Annotated in this window: 13 protein-coding genes and 4 pseudogenes; 7 read left to right on the plus strand and 10 right to left on the minus strand. The window is 68.4% G+C overall.

Annotation, left to right across the window (positions count from 1 at the left end; genetic code table 11):
- Positions 1 to 185 precede the first annotated feature (185 nt).
- Entirely contained in the window at positions 186 to 332 is a 147-nt protein-coding gene (locus ACIPTO_RS02720; protein WP_401188897.1) for a hypothetical protein, read from the plus strand.
- Between the two features lie 540 nt (positions 333 to 872).
- Positions 873 to 1,268, plus strand: a complete 396-nt coding sequence (locus tag ACIPTO_RS02725) for a hypothetical protein (protein ID WP_366311692.1) — start codon at positions 873 to 875, stop codon at positions 1,266 to 1,268.
- A gap of 196 nt (positions 1,269 to 1,464) precedes the next feature.
- Here the strand turns inward: ACIPTO_RS02725 and ACIPTO_RS02730 are convergent.
- Positions 1,465 to 1,844 (minus strand): annotated as a pseudogene (locus ACIPTO_RS02730) (L-histidine N(alpha)-methyltransferase); the annotation flags it as partial.
- 242 nt (positions 1,845 to 2,086) lie between these two features.
- Between ACIPTO_RS02730 and ACIPTO_RS02735 the strand changes: the two are divergent.
- Positions 2,087 to 2,224, plus strand: a pseudogene (locus ACIPTO_RS02735) (transposase); the annotation flags it as partial.
- Here ACIPTO_RS02735 and ACIPTO_RS02740 read toward each other — a convergent pair.
- From ACIPTO_RS02740 to ACIPTO_RS02775, 8 genes and pseudogenes are all read right to left on the minus strand, one after another.
- Positions 2,211 to 2,732: a hypothetical protein gene (locus ACIPTO_RS02740; protein ID WP_366311694.1), complete on the minus strand. Its 522-nt coding sequence runs from the start codon at positions 2,730 to 2,732 to the stop codon at positions 2,211 to 2,213. The pseudogene ACIPTO_RS02735 and the gene ACIPTO_RS02740 sit on opposite strands and share 14 nt — an antisense overlap.
- Before the next feature lie 120 nt (positions 2,733 to 2,852).
- Positions 2,853 to 3,167: pseudogene (locus tag ACIPTO_RS02745) on the minus strand (transcriptional regulator); the annotation flags it as partial.
- A 112-nt stretch (positions 3,168 to 3,279) separates the two neighbouring features.
- A complete protein-coding gene (locus tag ACIPTO_RS02750) occupies positions 3,280 to 3,678 on the minus strand; it encodes a hypothetical protein (RefSeq protein WP_366311696.1) in 399 nt (132 codons plus the stop codon).
- A gap of 340 nt (positions 3,679 to 4,018) precedes the next feature.
- Positions 4,019 to 5,074 carry an NlpC/P60 family protein gene (locus ACIPTO_RS02755; protein ID WP_366311698.1) on the minus strand — a complete coding sequence of 352 codons (1,056 nt, stop codon included), beginning with the start codon at positions 5,072 to 5,074 and terminating at the stop codon, positions 4,019 to 4,021.
- 38 nt (positions 5,075 to 5,112) lie between these two features.
- Positions 5,113 to 5,595: a poly-gamma-glutamate biosynthesis protein PgsC/CapC gene (locus ACIPTO_RS02760; protein ID WP_351314109.1), complete on the minus strand. Its 483-nt coding sequence runs from the start codon at positions 5,593 to 5,595 to the stop codon at positions 5,113 to 5,115.
- A complete protein-coding gene (gene pgsB / locus ACIPTO_RS02765) occupies positions 5,592 to 7,211 on the minus strand; it encodes a poly-gamma-glutamate synthase PgsB (protein ID WP_366311700.1) in 1,620 nt (539 codons plus the stop codon). Before pgsB ends, ACIPTO_RS02760 begins: the two co-directional genes overlap by 4 nt.
- Positions 7,212 to 7,217: 6 nt before the next feature.
- Entirely contained in the window at positions 7,218 to 9,476 is a 2,259-nt protein-coding gene (locus tag ACIPTO_RS02770; RefSeq protein WP_401188902.1) for a cache and HAMP domain-containing protein, read from the minus strand.
- A gap of 387 nt (positions 9,477 to 9,863) precedes the next feature.
- Positions 9,864 to 11,081: a CapA family protein gene (locus ACIPTO_RS02775; RefSeq protein ID WP_401188904.1), complete on the minus strand. Its 1,218-nt coding sequence runs from the start codon at positions 11,079 to 11,081 to the stop codon at positions 9,864 to 9,866.
- 92 nt (positions 11,082 to 11,173) lie between these two features.
- Here ACIPTO_RS02775 and ACIPTO_RS02780 point away from each other — a divergent pair, with 92 nt between their 5' ends.
- From ACIPTO_RS02780 to ACIPTO_RS02790, 3 genes and pseudogenes are all read left to right on the plus strand, one after another.
- Positions 11,174 to 12,097, plus strand: a complete 924-nt coding sequence (locus ACIPTO_RS02780) for a hypothetical protein (RefSeq protein ID WP_401188906.1) — start codon at positions 11,174 to 11,176, stop codon at positions 12,095 to 12,097.
- Between the two features lie 153 nt (positions 12,098 to 12,250).
- Positions 12,251 to 12,424 (plus strand): annotated as a pseudogene (locus ACIPTO_RS02785) (IS5/IS1182 family transposase); the annotation flags it as partial.
- A gap of 122 nt (positions 12,425 to 12,546) precedes the next feature.
- On the plus strand, positions 12,547 to 13,086 hold the full coding sequence (locus tag ACIPTO_RS02790) for a YrhB domain-containing protein (protein ID WP_401188909.1): 540 nt from the start codon (positions 12,547 to 12,549) through the stop codon (positions 13,084 to 13,086).
- 2 nt (positions 13,087 to 13,088) lie between these two features.
- Here ACIPTO_RS02790 and ACIPTO_RS02795 read toward each other — a convergent pair whose 3' ends face one another.
- Positions 13,089 to 13,220 (minus strand): DUF6192 family protein, encoded by a 132-nt coding sequence (locus tag ACIPTO_RS02795; RefSeq protein ID WP_401188912.1) that lies wholly within the window; start codon positions 13,218 to 13,220, stop codon positions 13,089 to 13,091.
- Positions 13,221 to 13,259: 39 nt separating this feature from the next.
- Here ACIPTO_RS02795 and ACIPTO_RS02800 point away from each other — a divergent pair, with 39 nt between their 5' ends.
- Positions 13,260 to 13,493, plus strand: a complete 234-nt coding sequence (locus ACIPTO_RS02800) for a hypothetical protein (protein WP_401188915.1) — start codon at positions 13,260 to 13,262, stop codon at positions 13,491 to 13,493.
- Positions 13,494 to 13,548: the final 55 nt, after the last annotated feature.

Raw genomic sequence — 13,548 nt, forward strand, 5'->3', positions numbered from 1 at the left:
CCCCGTTCTCGCCGACTCATGCCCCTGCGTTCACGAACCCAGTACGCAGGCGTAGGCGGGCCCGACCCGCGAGATCCTGGCCGCCCCGCAGCACCTGCACACGGTCGGTCAGGAGATCGGGCGCATCCCGGTCGACTCGAACTGCTCGCCCGTGCTGAAGGCCACGTACAAGGTCGAGGCGACCCGTGTCGCAGCTGGCCGGCATGGGCCTGCCCCTGAAGGACGGCCACGATGTCCATCTCCCAACTGACAACCAGGAAGACGACGACGGCGATGATGAAGGCGAAGAGCTTGAGAGCCTTCGGTGCCGCTCGCAAGCTGTCCGACTGTGAGCGGTCCGTCCGCCCGTTACGGCTACCCGCATACGTCAGGCGCCGGGCCATGGAGCCGGCAGCCACGCGCACCGTGCCCGGGGACGTGTTCGGGGCGGCAGCTCCGGTGTGGGTGTGGGTCCGGCGCAGTTCGAGCACATCCCCGCGTCCGCGGGGGTGTTCCGAGAACGAGTGGCCGCCCAGCCAGGCGGAAGGCGTGGTTCCCGCCAACGCGGGGGTGGTCCCTCGACGAGCGTCGCGTTCTCGGCGCGCATGGCGTGGTCCCCGTCCCGTGGCCGCGGGGGTGGTCCCGCGACCGAAGGCACCATGATCTGATCTGGCTATCACTCATATACGGCCCTCCGGCTCAGCCGCCCTCGACCGCACGAACCCACTGGCCTTGGACTTTGGCCAAACACATAAGGGCACCCCCGATCGGAACCGCACCCTAGACCTTATTTACGCCCAGTAACCGGACCGTCACAGTCTCATCACGCCCGCCCGGACCCGCGCACCGGACACACATGATGACCCCTCAGCACCCGCACCCCTGGGGGGATCATGCGCACCACCGCCCTCACCGCCGTCGCCGTACTGGCCGCCGCCCTCACCGCATGCAGCAACAGCGACAGCGGCGACGCCAAAGACACCGCGAGCAGCACACCCAGTGTCGACATAGCAGCCGCAGAGAAAGCCGCCGGTATCCCGCCCATCCCGACCGGCACGAAGAGACAGCAACTCCTCGACGCCCTCGCCGAGGTCAACCCCGGCGTCGCCGCGTACGAGGACAAAGCCATCGACGCCGCACGCAACCAATGCGGCGCACTCAACAGCCACACCGCACGCCCCGATTTGACGGCCTCGCAGCGTTTCAGTTACCGGGGCGTCACCACCACCGAGGCCCAGGGCAAACAGATCAACGAGGCACTGACAAGCCTCGGCTTCTGCAAGGTCTGACCCGCGCTCACAGCCACAACACCGGCGGCCCCGTACCCGCCAGGAACGCTGTTGGCGAATTCGGGGCCTGCGTGACGTCGGTCGCCAAGACGCGGGGATGTTCCGCCGTGCTTGCGCCAGTAGTCGAGGACGTCCTGGTGGTTCCCGCCGACGCGGGGGTTTTCCGACGACCTCGACCTTGCCGGGGTTGAGGATGGCGCGCGTCGGTCAGCAGGTGTCCGGCCCGGGTGAGTGCGCTCTCGCTGACGTCGACCGGTACGTGGGTGTGTCCAGGCCGGGCAGGGCGTCCAGCAACTGCCGCGTCTTTTCCGAGGATCCCGAACCCAGCTCGATCAGGGTCCGTGCACCCGTTTGGGCCGCGGTCTCGGCCGCGTGGGCGCTCAGCACGTCCCGCTCGACGCGGCAAGGGTAGTACTCGGGCAGCTTCATGATGTGCGTGTACAGCTCGCTGCCGCGCTCGTCGTACAGCCATCGCGGCGGCAGCGTCTTGGCGGGCAGTCCGTGCAGCACATCGGCGCGCAGGGCCGCGTTAGTGGCTTCGTCGGTCAGGATCCGGGTGATCAGGAACGGGCTCACAGCTTGTCCTACCGTTCCAGCGCGGGCACACGCCGGTCATTCGTAGGATCGGTGAGCCCGAGGACTCCGGGTACGGCTGTGAGCCTGACGCAGGTCGATGGCTGGAATGACTTGGCCGCCTGGAGCCCGTGACGGTCACAACCGCTCATGGCGATGGGGGATACGCGACTTGATCGCTGTGTAGGACAACGTCGGCAAGGCCGTCCGCGGGATCACAGAACGAACAGCTGATGGAGGCGGCCATGTTCACGATCTGGGCCGGGGTCGACATCGGCAAGGAGCATCACCACTGCGTGGTACTCGACGCCCGTGGTGGCTGGAAGATGTCACGCCGCGTCGGCAACGACGAGCCCGAGCTGCTGGAGCTCATCCGTGAGGTGTGGGACGTTTGAGCTCGATAACCAGACGCTCTGTGGAGTTGTCGTCCCGCCGGCTGCGGAACATGAGGATGTCGACGCGACCGCTGCGTCCGTCGGGCTGGGTCAGAGATTCGAGTTCATGCTCCAGGACGACGTCTTCACCGAGGTGATCTTCCGGACGGGCGTGCAGGACGTTGGTGAGTCCCAGCTCGCTCCTGGTCATGTGCCAGTCCTCGCCGAACAGCCAGAGGTTGTTGTTGACCATGGGGTGGGGCTGATCGACCTCGCGCAGGTTCTTGCGGAGCTGTTCGTCGTCGCTAAGAGCCAGGACCTTCTCGAGGATGGCGTGGAGGTCGCCGGGGCTGCTCTCCAAGGCGGCGAAAGGGAGTTCGCACCCGGCGGCGTCGAGGAACGCATCGCGCAACGCGTCCCGGGTGGGGATGAGCAACCAGCGCCTCGGGTTCACGCTCGTCGGCATGCGCGCGTACTGCTCGACAGACGCGTCGATGATGGTGTCAGCCGGGCGCACTTCATCGGGCCACCACCGCGAGCGTGGACATCACGCTGTACAGCGGGCCCGGGTACCAGCTCAGGCGCATGGTTCATCGTCGCCGTCACGTGTGGTCGTCACCCGCGTCCGCAGTGGACAGCCGTCCAACTCACCGGTGTGCAGGGAGTGAGCTGTTGCGGCGATGCGTTCCAGGGCTACGGCGTGGCGCCGGAACTCCTGCCGACCTTCAGGTGTGAGCCGAATCAGAGTGCCGCATCCGCCTGCTTGTGTGACCTTGCGGACCTCGACGTAGCCCTTGGCCGCAAGTGAGGAGAGGTGTTTGGACAGCGCGGAATCACTGGTGGGGACCGCGTCTCGCAGGAAGCCGAACTCGGTCCAGCTTGTCGGCGCCAGCAGCACGACGATGGTGAGTCGAGCGGGAACGTGCAGGAACTCGTTGAATCCATCGTCCATCAGTCGGGCTCACTCCCGACGTGTCCACGCAGGCACGAAGATCCGCGGGACAGAACCTAGAGCGGACGTCCACTGATGACACCAGCCTGACCAACGCGGGTGCTTCCGAAAGTCATTCAGTCAGCGTTGTCTGGAAGACATCGAAGGTCTCCCGCAGTTCGGGGATGGTGATCGGATCGATCTCCATCTGAAAATGGCACACATCGTCGTCTCCGTTGGGCGTGAGCCGCACGAAGAAGGCGAAGCCGTCCCCGACGGGCTCCGCTGTCAGGACCAGAGGGTTGTTGCGGCCGGGGCTCACCGCCTCGGAGAAGCGACCGCCCGACGGGGCCTGTAGGCGAGAGAGCATCCGTGCCGCGAAGTCAGCGACCTCTGCGGTGCTGAGGCATGCCGTGAAGTCGGCCGTCAGGCAGGAGCACCAGTCGGCTGTGACCTGCCAACTGCCCTCATCGGCCCGAGTCAGTTCCAGCCACGCGCTATCGCTACCGAGGCGTACCCGCGGCTGTTCCATCAGCTTGTCCCCCGATCCGCACCTAAGCCCAAGATCTTTTGGTGCGACCTTCCCTTCTGCAACCCCCGCAGCTCACCACCTCGCTCGTCACCGACCCGGCGAACCTTCACGCTCAGAGCACTAGCGGCGCATCACTCAAGAACCACGCGCGCTCAGCCGGACGGGAAAAGTGCTTTGTATCTGCATGGCACTACGCCCAGACAGTGGTACGTCAGGGGCGTCTACTGATCGCTCCAGAGGGGTCGGACTCATCGCCGCGGAGAGGCCCTGTGGTACGTGGGAAGAGGACGACGGCCTGCCGCCGGAGGGGTGGCAGGCCGTTGGGGCGGGTCCGCCCGAGTTACAGGCGTTTGGCGCTGCGGAACAGTTTGGCGTAGAAGCCGTTGCCGTCGATGCGGGAGACGCCGCCCGCGTCGCCGATCGTCGGGCCGTTCTGCTCCTTGCGGCTGGAGATGAAGACCTTGTGGCCCTCGGTGTCCAGGCCCAGGTAGAGGGCGACATGGTCGATGTGGTCGGCGGTGCGGTGGTCCATCTTGAAGAACAGCAGGTCGCCGGGTTGCAGCATGTCGGTGTTCTTCGGACGGGTGTACCAGGGCGACGGGCCCTGGAGCTTGATGATGTCGACGCCGGTCTTGGAGCGGGCCATGCCGTTGGCGGAGCGCGGCAGGCCGTCGCCCAGGGTGTCGCTGGCCATCAGCGGATAGCGGGACCGGTAGCCCCACACCATCCGCATGAAGCCTGAGCAGTCCAGCGCACGGTAGCGCTCCGTGCGCGGGCTCATCGTCGTCCCGTTGCGGAAGGTGTAGGGGATGCCGAGGTAGTCGTAGAAGTCGTTCTGCTCCAGGCGATCCACCCCGTCCGCCTTGTACGGGCCGAACACCGCGTCGCCCGCGTACGGCACACCCGCGGAGTCCTTCTTGACCGGCACGCCCTGCACGTACTGGAAGGCGATCGCGAAGATGTCGTCCTCCTGGCTGCCGTAGTACTGCTTGAACCAGTCCTTGAACCACTGCTGGTTCTCGGCGCCCTTGGTCCACGGCTCCGACATGAGACGGACCCAGTCGTCGGTGATCACCTTGGTGCTGGTGTTCGCGGGCTCGGTGAACGTGCGGGAGGGACCCTTGAGGGTCGCGGTGCGGGCACCGTCGGTGAAGGTGGCGATGATCGCGCCCTTGCCGTCGCGCAGCACGGACCGTGCCGGGTCGTTCAGGCGCTCCCAGGTCTGCTTGCCGGTGGCCGTGCCCGAGTTCTGCAGAGCGTTGTCGGTGACCGTCTGGGCGGCCGGGACCTTCGCCTGTTCGTCCTTGCGTAGTTCGTAGGTGAAGTACGCGCTGCCCGCGAGCAGCGCCAGCACCGTCGCCGTGTGGACGACCGGGCGGCCTTTGCGCTTCGGCATGGTGAGGGGCTCCAGGATTGCGTTGGGAACTGGCGGACTCAGGCGGAGGGCAGAGCGCCCAGCAGGATGCCGGCGGTCAGCACCACATAGGTGGCGAGGGTGACCGAGCCGACGGACAGCAGCGTCGCGCCCTTGGGCTGGCGGACCAGCTGGTAGCCGATCAGGCCGGGGACGATGAACCCCAGCGTCTGGTTGGCGTACAGCAGCGGGAACTCCATCTGCAGCACGATGATCACGGTGGCCTGGATGAGCACACCGCTGAGCACCACGGCGGCGAACAGCCGCTTGCCGTAGAGGATCACGAACTTCTGCATGAGCAGGGTGGCGACGTAGGTGAGGACGGTCACGCCGACCACCAGGGCGGCCCGCTGCAGGTCCTCGATGAGGGTCAGGGCGAGCCAGCCGGGCGTGATCATGCCGCCCGGCGACAGGTTGGTGGCCAAGTAGCACATCAACGAGAACATCAGACCCAGACCGATACCGATCGCGGCGATCTCGGGGGTGAGGACGGAGGGGATCAACGCTGTTCTCCTGGGCTGTGCCACTGCTGGCTCTCGTCGGCGGACGTCTGGGGGGAAATGCGGGGCTCGAACAGCCCGCGGGGCGCGGCCTGTCCGGGTGCGGTGCCGTGCTCCGGGCGCGCCTGCGGCGTCGTGGGGGCGGGCCGGTCATCGCGCTGCTGCTGGGTCCGGGCGTCGTCCGGGTAGGGCCGGGCGTAGCCGGACCGGCCTGCCCGTTCCTGGTCCGGGTAGGGGTGCGCGGCGTCGCGCTGCACGGGAACCTGCGGGGCGGTGTACGGCTGCTGCTGCCCGTAGCGCGACTCGTATGCCTCCGAGTAGCCCTGGTAGGGGTCGATGCGGGGCACGTACAGCTGCATGGTCTCGACGTGTTCGACGACGGCGGGCGCCTTCTCTGCCCTGCCGGCCGGGGCGGTGGCCACGGACTCGTCGGGGCTGTCGTCCGGTGGGAGTTCGGCGAGGTGCTCCAGCAGGATCTCGCCCTGGCCGTGGATGTTGCCGATCGCGACCAGCGAGGAGTCGGGGCCGAGTTGCTCCAGCAGCCGGGCCATGAACTCGTGCGGGTCGCGCTTGTCGCCGCCGAGGTCGACGGCGCGGGAGCGGAACTCCGCGGGGATGGCGTCGATGGCGGACTTGGCCGGGTGGCCGATGACGAAGACGCGCTCGGGGTCGAGGTCGGGGATGATCTCGCCCATCTGCCCGTTGCGCTCGACGCGGTCGGGGCGGCAGTTGATGACCACGTTGACCGGGCGGTGGATGGCGCCGAGGTCGAGCAGCTGGTTGATGTTCATCAGCGTCGACTCGGGGTCGTTGGCCGCGAAGACGTTGGCGAAGCGCAGCTTCTTCCCCTCGGGCGTGACATAACGCTCGACGGAGAGGACACCCGGGTCCGGCGGCGCCTCGTACATGCCCTGCAGGGCCGTCTCCCGATCGACGCCGAGGAGTTCGGCCACGGTCAGCGCGATGGCCACGTTCTCCTTGAAGGTGAACCAGCTGAAGCCGCGCAGCTCCTCGTCGGTGACGATCTCCGGATCCGCGTAGATCAGCTGGCAGTTCCGGGCGTCGGCCTCCTCCTGAAGGATGTGGAAACGATCCTTCTCCGCGGTGACGCAGATGCCGTCCTGCGGCATCGACCGGCACAGCGAACGCGCCACGTCGTCCAGGGTGGGGCCCATCTCGGCGAGGTGGTCCTCGCGGACGTTGCAGAGCACGCCGATCGTGGAGCGGATCAGCTTGGACTGGTTGATCTCCTGGAGGGCCGGCATGACGGCCATGCACTCGATGACGAGCGCGTCCGGCGCGTACGCGGCCGCGCGCCGCACGATGCCGATCTGCTCGACGACGTTGGCGATGCCGAACTTGCGGTAGACCGGCTCCTCGGTGGCGTCGGGGTGGATGAACCGGGCCGCGGTGCCGGTCGTCTTGGCGACGGTGGTCAGACCGCCGCCCCGCAGGGCGCCGGCGCAGAGCCGGGTGATGGACGACTTGCCGCGGATGCCGTTGATCAGGACCCGGGTCGGTATGTGGTCCAGGTTGGTGAAGTGCCGCCGCTGCTCGACGATGCCCGCGACGAGCATGATCGCGCAGCACACCAGCAGCACGGTGTAGAGGAAGAGCACGGGCGATCAGTTCCTTGTGTACTGCTGCGGCGCGTGCGCCTGGGGCGGGGTGCGGCGGGGCTGCTGCCGGCTCAGTTCGTGCAGCTTCTGCCGGATGAGTTCGAGGGAGCGGGTGACCGCGCCGACCTCGTCGTGGTGCTGCGGGAACAGCACGGTCTTGCGGTCGCCGTCGGCCAGCGCCTCGGCCCGCTGGGCCAGTGAGCGCAGCGGGCGGGCCACCACGATGTGCATCCAGCCCAGGCAGGCGGCGGCCGCGGCGGCGCCGAGCAGTCCGGCGAGCACGGTCCGGTTCTGGCTGTCGTACTCGGGGATGTCGAGCCGGTTGGCGGCCTGCCAGCTGACCACGCTCCAGCCGAGGGATTCGGCGGGACCGCTGCCGGCGAACGGGGCGGCCGCCGCGATCTGCACACCGCCCTCGCGGTAGAGGACGCCGTTCGCGCGGGCCTTCTTGCCCAACCGCTGGGCGCTGGCGGCGGCCAGGTCCTTGAGGTGCCCGTCGGGCAGTCCCTGGAAGGCGAGGAAGCCGGTGTTGCCGGCGATGACCTTGCTGTGATTGTCGACCAGACGCACCACGCCCAGACCCGGCCGGGTCAGAAGCGCGTTGAAGAATTCGACGCGGAACTCACCGACGAGCCGGGCCCCGTTCCGTCCGGGGATCTCGGCGTCCGCGACGACGACGGGCTCCTTGCCGCCCTGGCCCAGCAGCCGGATCGGGGTGTCCGAGACCCGGTGGGCGCGGATCACCTTGGGGCTGTTGCCCTTGGCGGCCAGGATCTGGCCGGAGGAGTCGACGACGTACAGGGAGCGGTAGCGCCGGTTCTCGTCGAGGGTGCGTTCCAGCACCTTGCCCATGGTCTCGGGGTCGGTGCGGTTGCCGATGAGGGATGCGACCGAGTCCAGGTCGGCGCTGCCCTCGTTGAGGGCGCGGCGCACCCGGTCGCTGAGGGTGTCGGTGCGTTCCCGCTGGTCGCTGACGAGCTGCTGGGGTACGACGGCCTTGGCGTCGGCGCGGTTGACCAGCAGCATCAGCGGTGCCGCCCAGGCCAGCAGCAGTACCGCGCAGGCGCTCAGCAGGGCCCGGGTGCCGACCCGGCGCAGTCCGCGCGGGCGCGGCGCGGCGCCGGTCGCCTCAACGGTCTCGCCGAGCAACTGCCGGCGCAGCCGTTCCAGTGCGCTGCCGATGCGTCGCGCCTCGCCGTAGCCGGGGACGTTGACGGGCCGGGTCAGGTCGCCGCGGGTGAGCCGGCGGGATTCGAGGAACAGCCGGATCAACGGCCGTTGGACGGTGCCCAGCAGGACGGCGACGGCGACGGCACCGGCGACGAGGAGGGCGCCGCCCGCCAGCAGGCCGAAGACCACAGACTTCGTCTGGGTGGGGTCCTCGCTGACCTTGGCCATGGCGACGACGGACAGGCCGAGCCCGGAGGCGGTGGTGATCTCGCCGGGTGCGGGCGCGGCCAGGGTTGCGTATCCGGCGACGGACCGGCTGCTGAGGACGTGGCCGCCGACCACGCTGCCGCTGACGCCCTGGTAGCCGCCCATGCCGGGTTCCTTGCTGCTGCGCGGGTCCTGGCGGGCCTTGCGGGCGGCGAGCTGGGCGAAGGACTTCAGCTGCTTGTTGGACGCCTTGATGTCTGCGCGGTCGGTGGCGTTGCGCACCTGTTCGGGCTCGGGGATGCCGTCGCTGCTGAGGATCGCGCCGTTCTGGTCGGCGACGGCGATGGACCGGAACTGGCCGAGGCTGATGCCGGGGAACGTCAGGTTGCTGGAGGCCACCAGCAGCAGCTGCGGTTTGCCCGGCCAGGACAGCAGGGCCAGGGACAGCAGGCGCGTCTCGCCGTTCTTCAGCCGGACCATGCGGGGTGCCAGGCCGCCCTCGTCGCCGAGGGACGCGTTGTTCACCGAGGTCAGCGGTACGGTCTCGCCTCGGGCCGCGACCAGCTTGCCGGAACGGATCTCGACGACGGCGGTCCCGGTCCACTTCTGGTAGGTGCTGCCGAGTTTGTCCAGGGCGGCGTCGCCGGAGACCGGCTCGCCGGCGCTGAACAGCGCGGCGGACCGGGTGAGGTCGGTGACGGACTCGTCGATGGAGGCGCGCAGCGCGATGGCGCCGTCCTCCGCGAAGTGCTGCTGAGAGTTCAGTACCGCTTTGGGTACCCCGGCGTTGTCGACCCGGCCCAGTACGAGCGCGGTGATACCGGCGAGTGACAGCAGGAGCACCGACAGCACCGCGATCGGCGGGCGGATGCCTCCGATCAGCGACATGTCGGCTCGGCGGCGGGCTCGGTGCTGCCGCGCCGGGGGCGGTGACGCCAAGGGAGGGTCCTCTCAAGCTGTATAGGTGATCAGTCCACGCAAAAGGGCGGGGACGGTGTTTCCGTGGGGTGTGCACTGCGGATACACCTGGTTACGCGAGTGTGTCCGCAGCACTCCGACCACTCGGAAACAGATGAAGTTGCCCCCACATGGCTGTGATCTGCGCAACATTCATCTTTTAAACGGTCAGAAACGGGCATCCGAATAGTTTGCCTGTCGGATGGAACCGGCCGTCGGGCCGACCATGGCGCCCGCGCGATGCGACCGCCTTCGGCAAACGTCGCGGACGCGGCGCCTGTCGGCCGGGGACCTCGGGACGCCAACGTCAGGTGGCCGTCATGGCATCTCGGTCAGTGGCTTCAGGCCGTCCTGGGCCGCACCACGGTTGTAGAGGGTTCCCTCAGTACGCTCGAAGGCAAGCCGCAGCCGGGCACGCTGGCGGTCGGTGAGGTCCTTGTCGTCGCGGAGCGCGGCGGGCACGTCCAGCAGGCGATAGTCCCGCGCGTCGTCCTCGGTGTACGTGGCCTTGCCGCCGTCCGTGGCGTTCTCGGCGTCCGGCGGGATCTCCAGCAGGGTCGGCTCGAACCGCGGCTGGACGTCCCAGTGGCCCTTGCCGTGCTCGGTGAACGTGAACCAGGCGATCACGCCCTCCTCGGTCAGTCCGGTCGGCACCTCGTGCCGGGCGATCTGGTTGCCCATGCCGTACGCGACCCAGGTGCCGTCGACCTTCTCCATCGGCTGCACCACGTGCGCGTGGCAGCCGATGACCAGGTTGACGCCGGTCTGGCGGGCGATCTCCCGAGCGAAGGAGAGCTGCTGGCCCGAGGGCTCCGGGTGGTGCTCCAGGCCCCAGTGGATGGAGAGGATCACCACGTCGGCGCCGGCGTCGCGGGCCCGCTGCTCGGCCGCCTTGATCGCCTTCAGACTCATCTTGTTGGCGACCCACGGCTTGCCCTTGGGGTATTCGTGCGGCTCGTTGAAGCCGTAGGCGAACGAGATCTGCGCGACCTTGACGCCCTTCACGTCCATGGTCAGCGGAGTGAGTGCCTCCTTCCGGGTCCGGAAGGAGCCGGTGTGCTTCAGGCCGGCGTCGTCCAGCGCATCCAGCGTGCGCCGGACACCGTCGTAGCCGTGGTCGAGCGTGTGGTTCGAGGCGGTGGAGCAGGTGTCGTAGCCGAGGTCCTTGATCGTCCTGGCGGTCTGCGGGGGCACCTGGAAGTCCGGGAAGCCCTCGAAGGGGCCGTTCTTGGTGCCCACCACCGGCTCGAAGTGGCAGATACCCAGGTCCGCCTTGCTGATCACCGGCTTGATGCCGGCCATCATCGGCCCGAAGTCCAGTCCGGCGACGCCGTTGCCGGTGCTCTTGGCGTCCTTGCGGGCCTGGTCCACCAGCGCAGGGTGCATCAGGATGTCCCCGGCCGCCGCCACAGTGAAGGTACGACCCGCAGGCCCGCCGTCCCCGTCGTCCGAGACGAGCCCGCAACCGGTGACGGCTGCGACGAGGGAGAGCGGGGCCAGCAGGCTGAGCAGGGTGCGGCTACGGCATATGTTCACCGGGATATCTTGATACGACCATGAGTGCCAATCGCCCGCGGATCATAACGATCACGACAATTCTCCTGGTCATCGCTGGTCTCGCCGGTGGTATGACCGCCGTGGTCCACGCCGCTCGCGGTGGCGGATCCGGTTCTGGTGACGGTCGTCACGGTCAGGCCGCCCGGCCGGTGGACCTGGCCCGGGAGGTCGCGGACTACACCGGCCGCTTCGCTCCGGACAGCGGCTACCGGCGGCCCGGCCGCGCGGACCGTACCTCCATCGCGCGGGCGGTCGGCCTGCTCGTCGACGGCCATCGCGCACAGGCCGAACGGATTCTCTCCGAACGGGACTTCACCGTTCGCACGATCCTCGACCGGGTCTCCGGACACCACTACGCCGAGGTCGCCGACCGCACCGACGAGGCCGTGACACCACGGGGCTGGGGACGCGTCTACGTCGATCTGGACCGCACACCGCGGTTCTCGATCCAGATCCCCCACCCGGTCTTCGACAAAAGCACCGAGCAGTTGGGCGTACGGGTCCTGCGCGACTCCCCCGGCGGCGTCCTGGTGATCGCGGGAGCACACCGCACAGCCGGAGCCGGCAACTCCGCGGACGTGGCACATCGACGGGGCACCGTCTTCTACGCCGTCTGCGCCGAACTGGTCCGCCGCGGGATGCCCGGCCTCCAGCTGCACGGCTTCGCGGCCTCCACCGCACCCGGCTACGACGCGGTCGCCTCCACCGGCGCCGGATCGGCCGCCCTCTCGGACGCCCGCCGGCTGGCCGACGCCCTCGGCACCCACGGTTTCCATGTGTGCCGGGCCTGGGCACGGAAGTGCCCGGTGGAGGGCAGCACGAACATGGAGGGCCGGGCCGCAGACGCCGCGGACGTACCCTTCCTCCACGTCGAGCTGGCCCCCGGCGTCCGCCTGGAGACACCGGCCGCGGACCGCGCAGCCACCGCGATGAGCGAGATCACCCACCGATGGGCCACCGCTCCCGCCGCGACTCGTCCCACCCACACGACCTGACACGGCTCGCCTCGCCGGGCTGACCCGTCGGCACGACACACCACGGTTGGCTCCGGAGGACGAATGGTGAGTTGCGAGGGTGACCGGCATGCGTGCTGAGTGTGCCGTCCTCAAGCGCGTTGCAGAAGGCCGCGATCTGAGCATTTCCCCTGTATGCGTGGGGTGTTGAGGGTTGAGCCGCTGTGGGTGGAGACGTTCACGGGGCTGCGGATGATGCAGTTCGAGCGGTTGCTGAGGATGGTGCGGAAGCGGGGTGGCAATGGGCCGCGGATCGGACGGTCGTGGTGCCTGCCGCTTGCCGACCGGGTGCTGGCGGTAGCGGTCTACTAAGCACCGGCCAGGGCGGGCCTACCGACCTCGGCGTGCCTGTGATCACCAAGCCGCGTTCCGGCCTGAGGCGAGAATGAAATCCGCTGGTCGTTCCCTCGCAGGTGAGGGATGCTGAGTGAATGGTCGACCGTGAGTCCGCCCTCCGGTTGGTGGAGGCGCAGCTGGAGCGTGAGTCGCCGGGGCAGCTGCGAGTGACACATGTCGAGGAGCACGAACTGGCGTGGATTGTCTCCTACCAGTCCGCGGAGTGCGTGCGGACGGGAGACACTTCTCAGCTGTTGGTGGGCAACGGCCCGTTTCTCGTAGATCGCGTTGATGGCGGGCTGCACTCGATCGGTGTGGTGTCCGCGCACACCGGCGCGTGGGAAGAGGACTACCGGACCCGCATCCGGAAGACGGCCACACGAACGGCGGTGGACGACCTCCACGACGAGATACGCCAGACCACAGCAACTCGCGGGCGGATCTTCGCCATGCACGTGCTGCGGCAGAAGGTTGCGGTGCTTGCTCACGCGGAGGTCGTCGAATACGTCGATGCTCTGCAGAGCGGCTCGGCACCGGCCCATCTCGTGGCTGTCTCCACCAAGACTCTCGTCCCCGAACTCGACCCCGTCTTCAGCGTCCACACCATCCAGGCAGGGCAACGCACCGCCGACTGAGCTCAAGCCATCAGCCGGCAGTCCGGACAATCGTCGGCCATCGTCTCCGAGGCGACCGCGGGCCGGCGCAGGAAATCGGTGGCGACCCGCGCGGCGACCCGGTCGTCGGCGGCGAGGTCGTGGATCGTGTCCATCCAGCCCACGATCCGCTTCGCGCTCCTACGATTCTGTGCGTGCTAGATCCCGAACTGTTGGAACGGATCACCGCACGCCGTGGGGAACTGGACGAACTCGAAGTACAGCTGGACAAGCAGCCGGCAGAGGTGCGGGCCGAGCGAGACGAACTCGCCGTCGCGGAACGTGTTCTTGAGCGGGTGAGTGAGCGACTCGCCGGCGAACGCGCACGGGCTGCACCGATGCCCGGACAGGTGGGCGGCCGGGCGAGGAAGCCGATTCCGCACCGCTAGCAGGCGCGGACGAAAGCATGCTCCCGCCGGACTACCAGCGCATCATCGCCGCCGT

It is taken from the genome of Streptomyces sp. NPDC090083, from assembly GCF_044747445.1.
GTDB lineage: Bacteria > Actinomycetota > Actinomycetes > Streptomycetales > Streptomycetaceae > Streptomyces.

Excerpts from the sequence above, each read along its gene's own strand:
- ACIPTO_RS02795 (WP_401188912.1), bottom strand. The coding sequence starts at position 13,220 with ATGGACACGATCCACGACCTCGCCGCCGACGACCGGGTCGCCGCGCGG.
- ACIPTO_RS02790 (WP_401188909.1), top strand. The coding sequence starts at position 12,547 with ATGGTCGACCGTGAGTCCGCCCTCCGGTTGGTGGAGGCGCAGCTGGAG.
- ACIPTO_RS02780 (WP_401188906.1), top strand. The coding sequence starts at position 11,174 with ATGACCGCCGTGGTCCACGCCGCTCGCGGTGGCGGATCCGGTTCTGGT.
- ACIPTO_RS02770 (WP_401188902.1), bottom strand. The coding sequence starts at position 9,476 with ATGTCGCTGATCGGAGGCATCCGCCCGCCGATCGCGGTGCTGTCGGTG.
- ACIPTO_RS02750 (WP_366311696.1), bottom strand. The coding sequence starts at position 3,678 with ATGGAACAGCCGCGGGTACGCCTCGGTAGCGATAGCGCGTGGCTGGAA.
- ACIPTO_RS02755 (WP_366311698.1), bottom strand. The coding sequence starts at position 5,074 with ATGCCGAAGCGCAAAGGCCGCCCGGTCGTCCACACGGCGACGGTGCTG.
- ACIPTO_RS02725 (WP_366311692.1), top strand. The coding sequence starts at position 873 with ATGCGCACCACCGCCCTCACCGCCGTCGCCGTACTGGCCGCCGCCCTC.